This is a genomic window from Pseudomonas sp. F220 (assembly GCF_057813935.1).
In genome coordinates this window covers 25,829-42,593 of sequence record NZ_JBVASJ010000010.1, presented here as the reverse complement: position 1 = coordinate 42,593, position 16,765 = coordinate 25,829, and the positions used below count along the sequence as shown (strand labels likewise).

Below are 16,765 nucleotides of genomic sequence, written 5' to 3'. Positions count from 1 at the left end.
GTAGGAACGAAGCTTGCTCGCGATGAACGATAACGCGGTAATCGGGATTATTTAAAGTTCGACCTTGACCCAACTCACCGGCTGATCGAGCCAGTCGGCGAATTCGTCGATAAAGCTCTGTTTGAATCCCGCCTCGAGCCAGTTATTAAAAATAAAACCGAGGTTGGAAAAGCCGCACTCCTGCAAAAACAGAAAGCCGTTGATGTCATCTTCATGGCCGCATTCCGGGCAGATGAAGTTGTCGGTGCGCCCAGGCATCCAGTCTTCCAGGCTGTCAAACAGGGTTTCGCCTACTTCTTTACGGCATTCAGCGCAGCCCGCTTCCTGGAGAAAGCCCTTGGCTGGCGTATAGATACAGCGTTTGGTGATGATCTCCAGACCATTCACCGATTCACCGAAAGGCAACGCCTCAGGGTGCAGCACCACGCTGCGAGCCCCTGGCGCAATGGCATGGGCCATGCGATTGCCCGTACGACCGCAGGTGGTCAGTTCTTCTTCAATGATGTTCTTGCGCACCAACCAACGCACAACCGCCCGCGCCCGGGGTTCGTGCACCGGCAGTGTGGAAATTTTCGGGACGATGATGCTTTGGGAGTTCATGTTGCTGCCTACTGCGACGCTTTAAAGAAGCCCGGCAGCTTAAGCACCCAGCTTCACAGGTCAAGTACTCAGATAACGGGTGATCAAGGCAATACCACTGGCCAGTACCAGCCAGGTTACCAGCCGCACAAAGGCTTCTCGGGACAGCTTCATGGTCAATCGGCGGCCGACCCACAGTCCCAGTGCCATTGCTGGCAGTAAACACAGGGACAGTAACAATAAGGGTAGCTCGGCATACACGCCCGCGAGCGTAAACAGACTCAAACGCACCACCGTGCTGCAACTGATCAGCGCGCTCTGGGTTGCCCGGGCCGCATCTTTCGGCAACCGGCTGTTCAAATAGATTGCATATAAAAAGCCGCCGCTTCCAAACAACGCACCGAACAACCCGCCCACCGTACCCATCGGAATCGCCCAACCCGCCGCTAACTGAGTGGGCCGAACCTTCACCGCCAGGCTGTAGATCGCATAAGCGCTGATAAACAGCCCCATTAATAACAACAGCACATCGGATTTGAGGTTGAGCAGAAAAATCACCCCCAACGTGCAGCCCACCGCCATACACGGCAGCAGCCTCAATAACTCCGGTTTAACCACATCCCGCCGCGATGGCAGCAAATTGCCGAATGCCGCGAGGAAATCCAGCAGCACCAGCAGCGGCACGATCTTCGACAGCGGCATGAACAGAATCAAAATCGGCCCCGCCACCAGCGCCGTGCCAAAGCCAGCGATGCCGAACACGATATAGGCCAGGGCTATGCCCAGCTCGATCACCAGCCAATCCACCGCGCCGAACGGCCATTGGTTTAACAGTGCGACAACACTCATCGGTATGACTTCCTTGATCCTTTCAGAATGACTTTAGTCAGTGACGAGCCTTGCGACTAATATCTTAAAAGCCATCAACCCATCTCGAAAAGGCATGACTCGTGATTTCAACCCGTCAACTGCGTTATTTCGTCGAAATCGCCGAATGTGGCAGCTTCAGTGCCGCTGCCGAGCGTTTGTTCATTGCTCAATCGGCCTTGAGTCGACAAATCAAGGAACTGGAAGTCCAGCTGCAAACCCCGTTGTTCGAACGTACCGCTCGCCATCCACGCCTGACGGCTGCGGGTGAGGCTTTCTATCAGCGAGCCAGAAACCTTTTAAGCGAACTGAACAAGGCCAGTGAAATAGCGACCCAGATAGGCAATGGTCAACTCGGCACCTTGCGTCTGAGCCACTCCAGCACGGTGCCGATGAGCGGCCGCCTGCTGCAAGGTATCAGCAGCTATCTGGAACACTGCCCCGGCGTGTCCATGGACATCGTCAAACTCTCGTCCGACGCGCAACTCGAAGAACTGGCGGAGGGTCGGTTGGACATCGGTCTGTTGCGTCTGCCGGTATTACGCCAGCGAGAAGGGGTGCAGATTGCACCGCTCTATAGCGAGCGCCTGTTGCTCGCCGTACCACCCGACCATCCTTTGGCGATGAATACACCTGAGCACGGCATCGATCTGTCTCAACTCAAGGATCAGGATTTTATCTCCATCCCCCATCCGCAACGTGGCGGGCTCAGCTATTTATCCGCTGAACTGTGCATGCGCCAGGGCTTTTTTCCCAAGGCCGCCCGCGTGGTGTCGCGCAAAACCACGCAGCTGCAATTGATCCAGGCCGGTTTCGGTATTGCCCTGCTACCTGAGTCGATGCAAGACATCGCACCGGCGAATATTCACTTCCTGCCCCTGGCCGACCCGGATTGCCAAAGCACCGTCGCCCTCGCCTATCGACAGAATCCGACGCCGTTGGTAAAACAATTCGTCCAGCACTTCAGCAACGCCTTAGATTCGTAGAGATTGTCGGCCGAATGCCTTTAAACTGCGCCCCATGATTAAAGATCCCTTTGCAAGACTCGGCCTCGACCGCGAAGTCCTGACCGTCAGCCAGCTCAACGGCCGTGCACGGGTGTTGCTGGAAGATGTGTTCAGCAACATTTGGGTCGAAGGCGAAATCTCCAACCTCGCCCGCCCAGCCTCCGGCCATGTGTACTTCACCCTCAAGGACAGCGGCGCCCAAGTGCGTTGCGCACTGTTCCGGCAGAATGCCGCGCGGGTTCGTCAGGCGTTGAAGGACGGCCTTGCAGTGAAAGTGCGCGGCAAGGTGTCGTTGTTCGAAGGCCGTGGCGACTACCAACTGATTCTCGACACCGTAGAGCCTGCCGGTGACGGCGCCCTGCGTCTGGCCTTCGACGCGCTGAAGGAAAAACTCAGCGCCGAAGGTCTGTTCAGCGCCGAACGCAAAGTGCCGCTGCCTGCGCATCCGCAGCGCATCGGTATCATCAGCTCGCCGACCGGCGCGGTGATACGCGACATCATCAGCGTATTCCGCCGCCGAGCCCCCCAAGTCCAACTGACCCTGATCCCGACTGCCGTACAGGGCCGTGAAGCCACCGCGCAGATCGTCCGCGCCCTGAAGCTGGCTGACGCGCGCGGCTTCGATGCGCTGATCCTGGCGCGCGGCGGTGGCTCGCTGGAAGATCTCTGGTGTTTCAACGAAGAAGCCGTCGCCCGTGCGGTGGATGCTTGCGTGACACCGATCGTCAGCGCGGTCGGCCATGAAACCGATGTGTCGATCAGCGACTTCGTGGCCGACGTCCGTGCACCGACGCCCTCCGCAGCCGCCGAATTGCTGGCGCCGGACTCCAGCGATCTGCAACGCCGGATCGAAAGCCTGCACCGTCGTTTGGTGATGCGCATTCGCGACCGCCTGATGCGTGACCGCCTGCGTCTGGAAGGCATGGCTCGTCGCTTGCGTCATCCAGGGGAACGTCTGCGCCAGCAAGCGCAACGCCTGGATGATCTGGACATGCGGATGCGCCGCGCTTTCGAGCGCAGCCTCAATACCCGTCGTGAGCGGTTGATCCGCCTGGAGACCCGACTCGCCGGGCAGCATCCTGGTCGGCAGTTGGCCATGCTGCGTCAACGCCTCGACAGCCTCGCCGAACGCTTGCCACGTGCAATGCGCGAAGGTTTGAAGGCCCGTCGCCTGCAACTGCAAAGCCAGATGCAAACGCTACATGTGGTCAGCCCGCTGGCGACCCTCGGCCGTGGTTACAGCATTCTGCTGGACGAACGCGGCCAGGCCATTCGCAGCGCCGGACAAACCCACACCGGCCAGCGCCTGAAGGCCAAACTCGGCGAAGGCGAATTACAGGTGCGCGTCGAAGACAACCATCTGACGCCTGTCACCCTTTCTTTACTGGATTAATCCATGCCCCGTTTTCTTAGCTCCCTGCTGTTGCTTTGCCTGGCCTTCAACGCCCACGCCGACAGCTACATCACCCGTTTGCTGAACAAACCGGTCCCCGGCGGCGTTGCGGTGGTCGATCTCGGCTCTTCGGCTCAAGCACCCAAGGCCAGCTATCAGGGCAAACCGGTGCTGGTGGTCAAGGAACAGAGCAACTGGCTGGCGATTGTTGGCGTGCCATTGACGGTCAAACCGGGCACCCAGCAGATCAGTGCCGGCGGCCGCAACCTGAGTTTCACCGTCGGCAACAAGCAATACCCGGAACAGCGCATCACCCTGAAAAACCAACGGCAGGTCAACCCGAACCCGGCCGACCTGAAACGCATCGATGGCGAATTGGCCGAACAGATTCGCGCCTACCGCAGCTTCAGTCCAAACACACCGAGCAACCTGCTGCTGGACAAACCGGTCAACGGCCCGCTTTCCAGCAAGTTTGGTGTGCGCCGGTTCTTCAACGGCGAAGAGCGCAACCCTCACGCTGGGCTGGACTTTGCCGTGCCTGCTGGCACACCGATCAAAACCCCGGCCGCCGGCAAAGTAATCCTGATCGGCAACTACTTCTTTAATGGAAATACGGTGTTCGTTGACCACGGCCAGGGATTTATCAGCATGTTCTGCCATATGTCGAAAATCGACGTGAAGGTAGGCCAGCAACTGGCCCGCAGTGATGTGGTCGGCAAAGTCGGCTCCACCGGCCGCGCGACCGGACCGCATATGCACTGGAACGTGAGTTTGAATGACGCCCGCGTTGATCCGGCGATCTTTATCGGCGCCTTCCAGCCCTGAGCGTGGAAACGATCAATTCTGTAGGAGCGAGGCTTGCCCGCGATGAACGAACACTCGGTGTATCTGATGCACCGCGTCACGGCGATCGCGGGCAAGCCTCGCCCCTACAAGGGATTGCGAAGACTCAAAGGTATGCGCAATAAATTCTGCTTTAAACCAACAATCAAAGAATCAAATCTCGATAAGCTGACCTTTTCGAGTATTTATCTCAATTTTTTTCACCTGCTTGCCATCCTTCATCCCAATGGTTAGGGTTGAAGGCATGAAAACCTCTCACACCCTCATTCAGCGTCGCCAACACCGCAGCCTCTGCCTCGTCAGTGCACGACTGCCAGGGTGAATCGCGGTGCCTCGTCCCCTGCTTCACCCCTATAAAATTTGATTCAACGGCAGGCCGCCTCTTTTCGGCCAACACCATAAGGATTTCCTGATGACCATGCTCAAAGACCCGTCGTCGAAGTACCGCGCGTTTCCGACCATCAATTTGCCAGACCGTACCTGGCCGTCGAAAACCATCACTGCCGCGCCGATCTGGTGCAGCTCGGACTTGCGCGACGGCAATCAGTCGCTGATCGAGCCGATGGACGCGGTCAAGAAACTGCGTTTCTGGAAAACCCTGGTCGCCGTTGGCGTGAAGGAAATCGAAGCCTCCTTCCCTGCCGCTTCGCAAACCGATTTCGACTTCGTCCGTACCCTGATCGAAGGTAACCATATCCCGGACGACACCACCATTCAGGTGCTGACCCAGGGCCGTGAAGACTTGATCGAACGCACCTTCGAATCCCTGCGAGGTGCGAAAAAAGCCATCGTTCACTTGTACAACGCCACCAGCCCATCCTTCCGCAAGATTGTTTTCAATCAGGACAAGGCCGGGGTCAAGGCGATTGCCGTGGACGCCGCCAAGCTGTTCGTCAAATTCGCAGCCCAGCAGCCGAATACCGAATGGACATTCGAATACTCGCCTGAGACCTTCAGCGCCACTGAAATGGAATTCGCCAAGGAAGTCTGTGACGCGGTGATCGAGGTCTGGAACCCGACGCCTGAGCACAAGATGATCCTCAACCTCCCGGCCACCGTCGAATGCGCGACGCCGAACATCTATGCCGACCAGATCGAGTGGTTCGGCCGTCACATCAATCGTCGTGACAGCGTGTTGATCAGCCTGCACACCCACAACGACCGTGGCACTGGCGTCGCCGCTACTGAATTGGGTCTGATGGCCGGTGCCGATCGTGTTGAAGGTTGCCTGTTCGGCAACGGTGAGCGCACCGGTAACGTCGACCTGGTGACCGTGGCGTTGAACCTTTACACCCAGGGCGTCGACCCTGAGCTGGACTTCTCCGATATCGACGGCGTGCGCAAGGTCGTTGAAGAGTGCAACCAGATTCCGGTACACCCACGTCACCCGTACGTCGGCGACCTGGTTCACACCGCGTTCTCCGGCTCGCACCAGGACGCCATCCGCAAAGGCTTCGCTCAACAGAAACCAGACGCCTTGTGGGAAGTGCCGTACTTGCCGATCGACCCGGCCGACATCGGTCGCAGCTACGAGGCGGTGATCCGCGTCAACAGCCAGTCGGGCAAAGGCGGTATCGCTTACCTGCTGGAACAGGAATACGGCATCAACTTGCCGCGTCGCATGCAGATCGAGTTCAGCCAGGTGGTACAGCGTGAAACCGACCGCCTGGGCCTGGAAATGACTGCCCAGCAGATCCACGCCTTGCTCCACACCGAGTACTTGCAGGCCAATCTGCCTTACGCGTTGGTCAGCCATCGCTTGCAGGAAGAGAACGGCCACAGCGCGGTCGACGTCGAGGTTCACTGCGACGGCGAAACCCAGCACTGGCGCGGCAAGGGCAATGGCGCCCTGGAAGCCCTGGTGGCCGGTCTGCCGATCGCCGTGGAGATCATGGACTACAACGAACACGCCATCGGCGCGGGCACCAATGCCAAGGCTGCGGCCTACATTGAACTGCGCGTGAACGGCGAACGTGCGGTACACGGCGTAGGTATCGATGAAAACATCACCACCGCCAGCTTCAAGGCGCTGTTCAGTGCGCTGAACCGCTCCCTAAGCCAGACACAAGCCCAAGAAGCGGCGTAACCAGCAGCTGAAATACAAAAGGCCCCGGGGTTAACACCTCGGGGCCTTTTTGTTTGTCTGCGAGTTTTTGTGTTGCCTGTCATGACCTCATCGCGAGCAGGCTCGCTCCCACAATGTATTACCGGTGTACACAAAATCTGTATTCACGCCTAACCACTGTGGGAGCGAGCCTGCTCGTGATAGCGGCCGGCCAGGCAGCAAAGATCTCAGGTGAGCTCGAAGGTATCGGCATCCAGATTAGCCGGGAACCGCGTCCGGTAGGCCGCCAGCTCGGCAGCGTTCAGGCAGACCTGAAACACCCCATCCGCCTCACCGGCGCTCAGCAGGGTTTCGCCCTGGAAATCCAGCACCTGGCTGTCGCCGGTATAGGCAAAGCCCTTGCCATCGGTGCCAACCCGATTCACCGCAGCCACATAGCAGAGGTTTTCGATGGCACGCGCCGGTAGCAGGCGGTTCCAGTGCTGACGTCGTGCGCCAGGCCAGTTGGCGGTATAGAGCAGTAAATCGGTGTCCTGAGCATCGCGGCTCCACACCGGAAAACGCAGGTCGTAGCAAATCAACGGACGAACCCGCCAACCTTTGAGCTCGAACTGCACCTGACGCTCACCCGGCGTGTAGTGGTTATGTTCACCGGCCATGCGAAACAAATGACGCTTGTCGTAATGCCAGACTTCACCGTCGGGTCGTGCCCACAACAGGCGATTGCGATGGCTGCCATCGGCGGCCTGGATGATCACACTGCCGGTGATCACCGCATCCATTTTTTTCGCCTGGCTACGCAGCCACTTGCTGGTGGGGCCATTTTCCACCTCGGCCAGGGTTTCGGACTCCATGGAGAAACCGGTGGTGAACATCTCAGGCAGGATGATCAGGTCCGCGCCTTGAGCTTGTTCGAGCAGTTGCTCGAAATGCTCAAGGTTGGCTTGACGGTCATGCCAGGCCAGCGTCGTCTGAATCAACGCGACGTTCAGATTCGGTAAAGCACTCAGATCACGCATAATTTTTCCGCAGCTTGGCGCAGCGTCTCCTCGCGCTTGGCAAAACACAGTCGTACCAGACGCTGCTCTTGCGGTGGATTCTGGTAGAACACCGAGACCGGAATCGTTGCCACGCCGTGCTCACGCGTCATCCATAGCGCCATGTCGACGTCATTGAGGTCAGGGCGGATCTGCGAATAGTCCACCAACTGAAAATAAGTCCCGGCGACCCGAGTGAAACTGAACCGCGAAGGTGTCAGCAAGTCGCAGAACAGATCACGCTTGGCCTGATAGAAATCCGGCAGTTCTTCAACATGCTCAGGGTGATCGGCCATGTAGTCGGCCAAGGCATATTGCAGCGGCGTAACGCCGCAGAAACTGACGTACTGGTGAACCTTGCGCAACTCAGCAGTCAACGCTGGCGGCGCAACCACGTAGCCGGTTTTCCAGCCTGTGACGTGGTAAGTCTTGCCAAACGAACTGACCACGAAGGCCCGTTGATACAGTTCTTCATGGGCCAGCACGCTGACGTGAGGAACACCATCGAACACCAGGTGCTCATAGACCTCGTCGCTGATCAGGTAGATGTCACGATCGCGGATCAACGTCGCCAGTTGATCCAGCTCGGCGCGAGTAATCAGCGCGCCGCTTGGGTTGTGCGGAGAATTGAGGATGATCATCCGCGTACGCGGGCTCAGCGCTTCGCTGAACTTCTGCCAATCGATGGCGAAGTCATTCAGACCGAGCTGAACATGCACACAGCGACCGCCGGCCAGTTCCACCGACGGTTCATAGCTGTCGTAGCACGGGTCGAAAACGATGACTTCGTCGCCACTGCGGATCACCGCTTGAATGGCACAGAAAATCGCCTGAGTCGCGCCAGGAGTGATGGTCACTTCACTGTCAGCGTCCACCGTGCAGCCATAGCTGCGGGCGATCTTCGCCGCGACTTGCTGGCGCAGCGCTGGCAGACCCGTCATCGGCGAGTATTGGTTGTGGCCGCTGGCGATATGCCGGCCAACAGCATCACGCAGGGCCTGCGGGCCGTCAAAGTCGGGAAAACCCTGGGACAGATTGAGCGCGCCGGTTTCTACCGCGAGCTGTGACATACGAGTGAAGATGGTGGTGCCGACATTCGGCAGCTTACTGGTGATCATGGGTGATTCCCTGCTGAACACCCGGCTCTACGGCGGCACGGGAGAACCCGAGGATAGCCCAAACGGCAAGCATGAAAAAGGGCGCCATTGGCGCCCTCTTCTTTCCACCGAAAAATCGCGAATCAGCGTTTATCTCTACGCTTCTTCTCGGCTTTCTTGTGGTGAGTCATCATACGGCGCTTCTTGTTGACCTGACGGTCGGTAAGCGTGTTCTTGTTACCTTCGTACGGGTTCTCACCACCTTTGAACTCGATCCGAATCGGGGTACCGACCAGTTTCAAGACGCGGCGATAAGTGTTTTCCAGGTAACGGACGTAAGACTTCGGAACCTTCTCGACCTGGTTACCGTGGATCACGATGATCGGCGGGTTGGCACCACCCAAGTGGGCATAACGCAGTTTGATCCGGCGGTTGTTGACCATCGGCGGCGCATGCTCACCGACCGCATCCTCAAGAATCTGGGTCAGGCGGTTGGTCGGCCAGCGAGTCACGGCAGACTTGAACGAGTTCTGCACCGACTGGTAGAGGTTACCCACACCCGTGCCGTGCAAGGCCGAGATGAAGTGGATGTCGGCGAAGTCGACGAAGAACAAACGACGCTGCAGTTCGACCTTCACGTACTCGCGTTCGCTCGGATCCATGCCATCCCACTTGTTCAGTGCGATAACCAAAGCACGACCGGCTTCCAGGACGAAGCCCAGCAGGTTGAGGTCGTGATCGACCACGCCTTCGCGGGCGTCCATGACGAAGACCACCACGTTAGCGTCTTTGATCGCCTGCAGGGTTTTCACCACCGAGAACTTTTCAACTTCCTCGTGGATCTTGCCGCGTTTGCGCACACCTGCGGTGTCGATCAGCGTGTACTTCTCGTCGTTACGCTCGAAGGGAATATAAATGCTGTCGCGCGTAGTGCCGGGTTCGTCATACACGATAACCCGGTCTTCACCGAGCATACGGTTGACCAGGGTCGACTTGCCAACGTTCGGACGACCGATGATGGCGATCTTGATACCGTCTTTTTCGCTCGGACCTGGAATGCGCTTGGCTTCCTGACCTTCGGCGACGATTTCTTCTTCGCCCTCTTCCGGCTCTTCCTCATCTTTCGGGAAATCGCGCAGGCAGATTTCCAGCATCTGAGTGATGCCGCGACCGTGAGCACCAGCGATCGGGATCGCATCGCCCATGCCCAACGGGCTGAACTCGGCGCGGGCCAGCTCAGGGTCGATGTTGTCGACCTTGTTGGCAACCACGTAGGAGCGCTTATTACGTTTGCGCAGGTGCTCGCCAATCATTTGGTCGGCAGCAGTGAAACCTGCACGGGCGTCTACCAGGAACAGAACGACATCGGCTTCTTCAATGGCCAGCAGCGACTGCTCGGCCATTTTTTCGTCCATGCCATGCTCGTCACCGGAAATACCACCAGTGTCGACAAGAATGTAGGAACGCCCTTGCCACTTTGCCTCACCGTATTGGCGATCACGGGTCAGACCGGACAGATCGCCGACAATGGCGTCACGGGTCCTGGTCAGGCGGTTGAACAAGGTGGACTTGCCGACGTTCGGTCGGCCCACCAGGGCGATTACGGGAACCATGCGGCTCTCCACTTCGTTATTTCAGAAAATACAAAAGCCGCTGCTAGGCAGCGGCTGGTGCTCGGGTAGCCCTGTAGGAGCAGCCGGTCGACGTTCGATTGCTCGCGATAAACCGAAAGGCGCCGCGTTCATCCAGCAAGCACGCGTCATCGTTAACGTTCATCGCGAGCAAGCTCGCTCCTACAATTGAGGCAATACGGCTTGGGGGTTCACCCCAAGCATAGTCAAAGCATTACTTGATGGTCAGGGCTTCCAGCTTGCCACTGTTGCCAAACACATAAATCGTGTCACCCACCACCAACGGACGAGCACGCAGGCCGTCGCTGTCGATACGTTTACGACCGACAAAACGGCCATCCACCTGGCTCAACAGGTGCAGGTAGCCTTCCATGTCACCCACTGCAACGTAGCTGGAGAACACTTCCGGTGCCGACAGTTCACGGCGAGCCAGCGAGTCGTTGCTCCACAATGCAGTGGTGGAACGCTCGTCGACGCTTTCAACGGTGCCCGAAGACTGGCTCACGTAAACGCTGCCAAAGCCTTGAGCGACGCCTGCATAGCTGGAAGCATCCCGCTGCCAGAGCGGACGACCGCTTTCCAGATCCAGGGCCGCAACGCGACCTTGATAGCTGGCCACATACAGGGTGCCACCAGACAACAGCAGGCCACCGTCGATGTCGACTACGCGTTCAAGCTCCGAGCGACCTTGGGGGATCGCTATCCGTTGCTCCCAGACCGGCACGCCGTTGCGAGTATCAAGAGCGACGACTTTACCCGTCGACAAGCCAGCTATCGCCAAGCGATTGGTGACGATCGGCGCACTGGTGCCGCGCAGGGTCAGGACCGCAGGGGTACTGTCGTAGAGCCAGCGTTGATTACCGGTAGCAGCGTCGAGGCCAATCAGACGGTCATCCTGAGTCTGGACCACAACCACGTCACCGTTGGTGGCTGGCGGTGCGAGGACTTCACTGGTCACGCGAGCGCGCCATTTCTCTTCACCGGTGCTGGAATCCAGCGCTACCACTTCGCCTTTCAGCGTACCGATCATGACCAGACCGTAACCAACGCCAACGGCGCCGGAAACACGCAACTCAAGATCTTTCTTCCATTTGACGTCGCCATTGCTGCGATCCAGCGCCATTACCACGCCAGTTACATCGCCCGCATAGATGGTGTCGCCGTCGATAGCCGGCACCAACATATTGTAGGTGTCGCCTTGCCCATCACCGATCGAACGGCTCCACTGCTTTTGCAGAACGACTTCTTCTTTGAAGTCGACCAGCTCAGCCGGTGGCAGTTCTTTTTTGCTGTTGCTGCTGCAACCCGCGGCCAGAATGGCCAGAGTCAGCAATGCTGCATGTTTCCAACGGATCACGTCACGCATCCCCTTTGGCCAGGTCGTCCAGCTTGATTTGTAAGCCACCGACCGCTGCTTCATCAGACAGCGCAGCCTTAGCCTTTTGATACGCAGCATGGGCTTCGTCGGTACGACCCAATTGGACCAGCAGGTCACCCTTGAGCTCTTCACGAGTGGCCAGGAATGCCTTGTCAGCATCGCCTTCGAGCAGCTTCAGCGCTTCGTCGGGCTTGTTCTGTGCTGCCAGCACCTGAGCCAGACGCTGACGCGCGACTTCACCCAGGGTTGGGTTGACCGGTTTGTCGGCGACTGCTTTGAGCTCGCTCGCAGCGTCGTCCAGCTTGCCGGTATCAACCGCAACTTTGGCGACGAACAGGCTGCCGTATTGTGCGTAGGCACTACCGCCGAACTCGCTGTTGAGCTTGCTGGCCAGATCCGCAACGCGAGCCGCATCCGGCTTGCCATCAGGGGTCAGCGTGGTTTCCAGCAATTGCTGATAGAGCATCGAGGCGCCTTGCGACTGGTTGCTCTGATACTTGTGCCAGGCCTGCCAGCCAAACACGATGACCAGCGCCAACAAGCCGCCAGTGACCAAGGGTTTGCCGTTACGCTGCCACCAGTCTTTCAACTCAGACAGCTGTTCATCATCAGTACTCGACACCCCAATACTCCTTATTCGCTAAATCGGCTGTTTGACAGCTTCAACCCTGCACGACGCAGGTGGCCAAGTGCGCAGCAAGCGCATCCCAGGCAATGCTTTGTTGTTCGCCCTGGCCACGCAGGGGTTTGAAACCTACCACTTGCTGGGCCATCTCGTCGTCACCGAGGATCAGTGCATACAGCGCACCGCTCTTGTCGGCTTTTTTGAACTGGCTTTTGAAGCTACCGGCGCCTGCGTTGATCTGCAGGCGCAGGTTTGGCAATTGATCGCGTACCCGCTCGCTCAAGGTCAGGGCAGCGAGTTCGGCAGCTTCACCGAAAGCGCAAAGGTAGACATCAACCTGACGGGAGATTTCTTCCGGGATCTGTTCCAGCGTTTCCAGCAGCAGCACCAGACGTTCGATACCCATGGCGAAACCAACGCCTGGGGTCGGCTTGCCACCCATCTGCTCGACCAGACCGTCGTAACGCCCGCCCGCACATACCGTGCCCTGAGCGCCCAACTTATCGGTGACCCATTCGAAAACGGTCTTGCTGTAGTAATCCAGCCCGCGTACCAGCTTCGGGTTGATCACATAGGGAATACCGGCAGCATCCAGACGAGCCTTGAGGCCTTCGAAGTGCACACGGGATTCTTCGTCCAGGTAATCGGCCATTTTCGGCGCGTCTACCAGTGCGGCTTGTGTATCGGCGTTCTTGGTATCGAGCACGCGCAACGGGTTGGTTTTCAGACGGCGCTGGCTGTCTTCATCCAGTTGGTCCAGGCGAGCCGAAAGGTATTCCACCAGCGCCTCGCGATAACGACCGCGGGACTCGCTGGTGCCCAGGCTGTTGAGCTCGAGCTTGACCGCATCGCGGATGCCCAGCTCGCCCCAGAGGCGCCAGGTCAGCACGATCAGCTCGGCATCGATGTCCGGACCGTCGAGGTTGAAGACTTCGCAACCGATCTGGTGGAACTGGCGATAACGGCCTTTCTGCGGGCGCTCGTGGCGGAACATCGGGCCGATGTACCAGAGTTTCTGCACCTGGCCACCGCCAGTGATGCCGTGCTCGAGGACTGCGCGCACGCAGGCCGCGGTGCCCTCGGGCCGCAAGGTCAGGGAATCGCCGTTACGGTCGTCGAAGGTGTACATCTCTTTTTCGACAATGTCGGTCACTTCACCGATGGAGCGTTTGAACAGCTCGGTGAATTCAACGATCGGCATGCGAATCTGCTTGTAACCGTAGTTATCCAGCAGGCGCGAGACGGTGCCCTCGAAATGACGCCACAGGGGAGTCTGCTCGGGCAGGATGTCGTTCATGCCACGAATGGCTTGCAGAGACTTGCTCACAAAAAATCCTTAATACGTTCGATTAGCCGCGGGCGATCAGCGCCGCGTCGGCTTCGACCTTTTCGGCCGCCTTCTGCCGGATCAGCCTTTCCAGCTCATCCACCAGATTGTCATTCGTCAATTTCTGTGCCGGCTTGCCGTCGATATAAATCAGGTTGGGCGTACCACCAGTCAGCCCGATATGAGCCTCTTTGGCTTCACCCGGGCCGTTCACCACACAACCGATGACCGCGACATCCAGCGGTACCAGCAAATCCTCAAGACGCACTTCCAGCTCATTCATGGTTTTAACCACATCGAAGTTCTGCCGCGAACAGCTTGGGCAGGCGATGAAGTTGATTCCACGGGAACGCAGATGCAGGGATTTGAGAATGTCGTAGCCGACTTTCACTTCCTCTACCGGGTCGGCTGCCAACGAGATGCGAATAGTATCGCCAATCCCGTCGGCCAGCAGCATACCGAGGCCCACGGCAGATTTCACTGTACCTGAACGCAAACCACCTGCTTCGGTGATGCCCAAGTGCAGGGGTTGAATGATTTCCTTGGCCAGCAGGCGATAAGCTTCGACGGCCATGAACACATCGGAAGCTTTTACGCTGACTTTGAAGTCCTTGAAATTCAAGCGTTCAAGGTGCTCGACATGGCGCAATGCAGACTCGACCAACGCGGCTGGGGTCGGTTCGCCGTATTTCTTTTGCAGGTCTTTTTCCAGCGAACCGGCGTTGACGCCGATACGGATCGGGATCCCGCGATCACGGGCGGCATCGACCACGGCACGCACGCGGTCTTCACGACCGATGTTGCCCGGATTGATCCGCAGGCAGTCGACACCCAGTTCGGCTACGCGCAGTGCAATCTTGTAGTCGAAGTGGATATCGGCGACCAAAGGAACTTTGACCAGTTGCTTGATCCGGCCGAAGGCTTCGGCAGCGTCCATGTCCGGCACAGAGATGCGCACGATATCGACGCCGGCGGCTTCAAGGCGATTGATTTGGGCTACGGTCGCTGCGACATCATTGGTATCGCTGTTGGTCATGCTCTGCACCGCAATGGGTGCATCGCCACCCACGGGTACCGAGCCGACCCAGATCTTGCGGGACTCGCGACGTTTGATTGGAGATTCGCCGTGCATGACTTATTGACCTAACTTCAGGCGAGCAGTCTCGCCACTGGTGAACGGAGCGATATCGACCGCCTGGCCGTTGTAGCTGATCTGCGCGCCACGGGCATAACCCAAACGCACAGCAAACGGTGGTTTGCCGCTGACGTCGATGGTCTCCCCTTTGCGCTTGAGACCGCTTAAGAGCACTTTGCCATTGCCATCGGTAACTTGAGCCCAGCAATTGGCAATAAATTGCAGCCGAACCTGACCGGCACCAGCGACTGGCGCCGTCGCGGCTACAGCAGACGCCGTAGGTGCTACCGGAGCAGTCGCAGACGCGGCGGGAGCTGGCGTCGCCACAACCGGAGCCGGGGCGGCGCGAGTTGCAGCGGCAGGTGCGGTTGGCACGACTACTGGTAATGGCACTGGAGCGGTCGGAGCCGGCGCAGCCACATTGGCTTGGGTTTCAGCCGCAGGCTGGCCCTCAGGCAGAGCAAGACTGGTTCCACCTGCGGCTTGGCCTTCAACAACGGCTTGATCTTCCGGCTCGTCGAGCGGGTGAATCTGCGTGGTGCCATCGGCACCTTCGACTTCGACGTGCTCTGGGTTGATTCCGATCAGGTCCTTGGTGCGCAAGGAGGTCTGATCCTTCCACCAGATAAAGCCACCGCCGATCACCGCTATCAGCAACAGCAGGCTGACGATACGCAAAATGGTGTGGGAAACCCGTACAGGTTCTTCGATACGACCCAGGCTATGCACGCTGCTGCCTTGGGAGTCGGTACCGGTGTATTGGTCAAACCCCTGGACCAGCAGGGTCTGGTCCATGCCGAGCAATTTGGCATAGGCACGAATATAGCCGCGGGCAAAGGTGTGCCCAGGCAGCTTGTCGAAAGCGCCAGTTTCCAGGTTGCCCAAAGAACCCACGGTGAGGTTGAGCTTCAGAGCCACTTCCGCCAGCGACCAACCATTGCTTTCGCGGGCCTGACGCAAGGTCTCACCAGGGTTTACGCGAGTCGCTGCTACAACTTCGGGATGCGCCGCTTTCATCATTGCTCCGACAGGTATTGCTGATATTCCGGCGTACCGGGATAGAGTCGTTTTAATTGCAGGCCTGCACTTGCGGCCTTGTCGCGATCTTCGAACACTTTTGCCAGTCGAACGCCGAGCAATAGACTACGTGCATTTTGCTCGGTCAGCAGGCTAAAACGATCGTAATAGTCACGTGCGGGCACATAATGCCTGTCTTCGAAGGACAACTCAGCCATTTCCAGCAACGCGCGGGGTTGTTGACGGTTCAGTCGCAGAGCCTTTTCCAGTTGCTGCTGGGCCAGATCGCGCTGGCCGAGCATCGAAGCGGTCATGCCCAGATTCTCAAAAACCCGCGAGCGCTCAGGATAAAGCGTATCGGCAGCCGCTTGTTCAAAGCGCTGGTAAGCGTCCTGGTAACGTTTTTCTTCGAAGAGAAAACTGCCGTAGTTATTCAAAATACGTGCATCGCCGGGACGCGAGGACAATGCCTTGCGAAAATGCTGGTCAGCGAGCTCAGGCTCCATCTCGGCCTGAAACACCAGCCCCAGGGCCGCATTCGCATCAGGGTCCGAGTTATCCAGATCAAGGGCTTTCTTCAACGGGGCTTTCGCCCGCTCAGTCATCCCCTGCTGCAGATACCCAAGACCCAGCTGCACATAGGCCGCACGCGCCTCGTCCCGCCCCTTGCTCGTTTTCATTGGGTTGAAATCACCCGATAAAACACAGCCAGCCGAGAGGCTGGCGAAAAGCAGAAGCAGCGCGACGCGCAGGGACATAGAGAT

At 58.2% G+C, this 16,765-nt stretch carries 16 protein-coding genes; 5 read left to right on the top strand and 11 right to left on the bottom strand.

From position 1 onward, the window contains the following. Positions 1-51: 51 nt before the first annotated feature. Entirely contained in the window at positions 52-600 is a 549-nt protein-coding gene (locus ACZYSM_RS11670; RefSeq protein WP_489071640.1) for a sugar ABC transporter ATPase, read from the bottom strand. 60 nt (positions 601-660) lie between these two features. Next, entirely contained in the window at positions 661-1,428 is a 768-nt protein-coding gene (locus ACZYSM_RS11665; RefSeq protein WP_489071639.1) for a sulfite exporter TauE/SafE family protein, read from the bottom strand. 101 nt (positions 1,429-1,529) lie between these two features. Here ACZYSM_RS11665 and ACZYSM_RS11660 point away from each other — a divergent pair, with 101 nt between their 5' ends. The 5 genes from ACZYSM_RS11660 (at position 1,530) to leuA (ending at position 6,775) form a co-directional block, all read left to right on the top strand. Further along, the gene (locus ACZYSM_RS11660; RefSeq protein ID WP_489071638.1) at positions 1,530-2,432 is read left to right on the top strand and encodes a LysR family transcriptional regulator; all 903 of its coding nucleotides are present in this window, start codon (positions 1,530-1,532) and stop codon (positions 2,430-2,432) included. Positions 2,433-2,466: 34 nt separating this feature from the next. Continuing rightward, complete coding sequence (gene xseA, locus ACZYSM_RS11655; protein ID WP_489071637.1) at positions 2,467-3,846, top strand: exodeoxyribonuclease VII large subunit; 1,380 nt, start codon at positions 2,467-2,469, stop codon at positions 3,844-3,846. A gap of 3 nt (positions 3,847-3,849) precedes the next feature. Continuing rightward, positions 3,850-4,671, top strand: a complete 822-nt coding sequence (locus ACZYSM_RS11650; protein WP_489071636.1) for a peptidoglycan DD-metalloendopeptidase family protein — start codon at positions 3,850-3,852, stop codon at positions 4,669-4,671. A gap of 33 nt (positions 4,672-4,704) precedes the next feature. Then, on the top strand, positions 4,705-4,923 hold the full coding sequence (locus tag ACZYSM_RS11645; RefSeq protein WP_489071635.1) for a hypothetical protein: 219 nt from the start codon (positions 4,705-4,707) through the stop codon (positions 4,921-4,923). A 178-nt stretch (positions 4,924-5,101) separates the two neighbouring features. Continuing rightward, the gene (leuA, locus tag ACZYSM_RS11640) at positions 5,102-6,775 is read left to right on the top strand and encodes a 2-isopropylmalate synthase (RefSeq protein WP_489071634.1); all 1,674 of its coding nucleotides are present in this window, start codon (positions 5,102-5,104) and stop codon (positions 6,773-6,775) included. A 206-nt stretch (positions 6,776-6,981) separates the two neighbouring features. On the opposite strand, the gene ACZYSM_RS11635 is transcribed toward leuA, so the two are convergent. The 9 genes from ACZYSM_RS11635 to pilW form a co-directional block, all read right to left on the bottom strand. Beyond that, positions 6,982-7,773: an amidohydrolase gene (locus ACZYSM_RS11635; RefSeq protein WP_489071633.1), complete on the bottom strand. Its 792-nt coding sequence runs from the start codon at positions 7,771-7,773 to the stop codon at positions 6,982-6,984. Further along, on the bottom strand, positions 7,761-8,909 hold the full coding sequence (locus ACZYSM_RS11630; RefSeq protein ID WP_489071632.1) for a pyridoxal phosphate-dependent aminotransferase: 1,149 nt from the start codon (positions 8,907-8,909) through the stop codon (positions 7,761-7,763). Before ACZYSM_RS11630 ends, ACZYSM_RS11635 begins: the two co-directional genes overlap by 13 nt. Before the next feature lie 122 nt (positions 8,910-9,031). Then, on the bottom strand, positions 9,032-10,501 hold the full coding sequence (der, locus tag ACZYSM_RS11625) for a ribosome biogenesis GTPase Der (protein WP_489071631.1): 1,470 nt from the start codon (positions 10,499-10,501) through the stop codon (positions 9,032-9,034). A 232-nt stretch (positions 10,502-10,733) separates the two neighbouring features. Beyond that, positions 10,734-11,885, bottom strand: a complete 1,152-nt coding sequence (gene bamB, locus ACZYSM_RS11620; RefSeq protein ID WP_489071630.1) for an outer membrane protein assembly factor BamB — start codon at positions 11,883-11,885, stop codon at positions 10,734-10,736. Further along, positions 11,878-12,519, bottom strand: a complete 642-nt coding sequence (locus tag ACZYSM_RS11615; protein WP_489071629.1) for a tetratricopeptide repeat protein — start codon at positions 12,517-12,519, stop codon at positions 11,878-11,880. Before ACZYSM_RS11615 ends, bamB begins: the two co-directional genes overlap by 8 nt. Before the next feature lie 40 nt (positions 12,520-12,559). After that, positions 12,560-13,849 carry a histidine--tRNA ligase gene (gene hisS / locus ACZYSM_RS11610; RefSeq protein WP_489071628.1) on the bottom strand — a complete coding sequence of 430 codons (1,290 nt, stop codon included), beginning with the start codon at positions 13,847-13,849 and terminating at the stop codon, positions 12,560-12,562. Between the two features lie 22 nt (positions 13,850-13,871). Beyond that, positions 13,872-14,981, bottom strand: coding sequence for a flavodoxin-dependent (E)-4-hydroxy-3-methylbut-2-enyl-diphosphate synthase (gene ispG / locus ACZYSM_RS11605; RefSeq protein WP_419118416.1), 1,110 nt, complete (start codon positions 14,979-14,981; stop codon positions 13,872-13,874). 3 nt (positions 14,982-14,984) lie between these two features. After that, entirely contained in the window at positions 14,985-16,001 is a 1,017-nt protein-coding gene (locus ACZYSM_RS11600; RefSeq protein WP_489071627.1) for a RodZ domain-containing protein, read from the bottom strand. Next, positions 16,001-16,759, bottom strand: coding sequence for a type IV pilus biogenesis/stability protein PilW (gene pilW / locus ACZYSM_RS11595; protein ID WP_489071626.1), 759 nt, complete (start codon positions 16,757-16,759; stop codon positions 16,001-16,003). Before pilW ends, ACZYSM_RS11600 begins: the two co-directional genes overlap by 1 nt. Positions 16,760-16,765: the final 6 nt, after the last annotated feature.

Excerpts from the sequence above, each read along its gene's own strand:
- ACZYSM_RS11670 (WP_489071640.1), bottom strand. The coding sequence starts at position 600 with ATGAACTCCCAAAGCATCATCGTCCCGAAAATTTCCACACTGCCGGTG.
- ACZYSM_RS11665 (WP_489071639.1), bottom strand. The coding sequence starts at position 1,428 with ATGAGTGTTGTCGCACTGTTAAACCAATGGCCGTTCGGCGCGGTGGAT.
- xseA (WP_489071637.1), top strand. The coding sequence starts at position 2,467 with ATGATTAAAGATCCCTTTGCAAGACTCGGCCTCGACCGCGAAGTCCTG.
- ACZYSM_RS11650 (WP_489071636.1), top strand. The coding sequence starts at position 3,850 with ATGCCCCGTTTTCTTAGCTCCCTGCTGTTGCTTTGCCTGGCCTTCAAC.
- leuA (WP_489071634.1), top strand. The coding sequence starts at position 5,102 with ATGACCATGCTCAAAGACCCGTCGTCGAAGTACCGCGCGTTTCCGACC.
- ACZYSM_RS11635 (WP_489071633.1), bottom strand. The coding sequence starts at position 7,773 with ATGCGTGATCTGAGTGCTTTACCGAATCTGAACGTCGCGTTGATTCAG.
- ACZYSM_RS11630 (WP_489071632.1), bottom strand. The coding sequence starts at position 8,909 with ATGATCACCAGTAAGCTGCCGAATGTCGGCACCACCATCTTCACTCGT.
- der (WP_489071631.1), bottom strand. The coding sequence starts at position 10,501 with ATGGTTCCCGTAATCGCCCTGGTGGGCCGACCGAACGTCGGCAAGTCC.
- bamB (WP_489071630.1), bottom strand. The coding sequence starts at position 11,885 with ATGCGTGACGTGATCCGTTGGAAACATGCAGCATTGCTGACTCTGGCC.
- ispG (WP_419118416.1), bottom strand. The coding sequence starts at position 14,981 with ATGCACGGCGAATCTCCAATCAAACGTCGCGAGTCCCGCAAGATCTGG.
- ACZYSM_RS11600 (WP_489071627.1), bottom strand. The coding sequence starts at position 16,001 with ATGAAAGCGGCGCATCCCGAAGTTGTAGCAGCGACTCGCGTAAACCCT.
- pilW (WP_489071626.1), bottom strand. The coding sequence starts at position 16,759 with ATGTCCCTGCGCGTCGCGCTGCTTCTGCTTTTCGCCAGCCTCTCGGCT.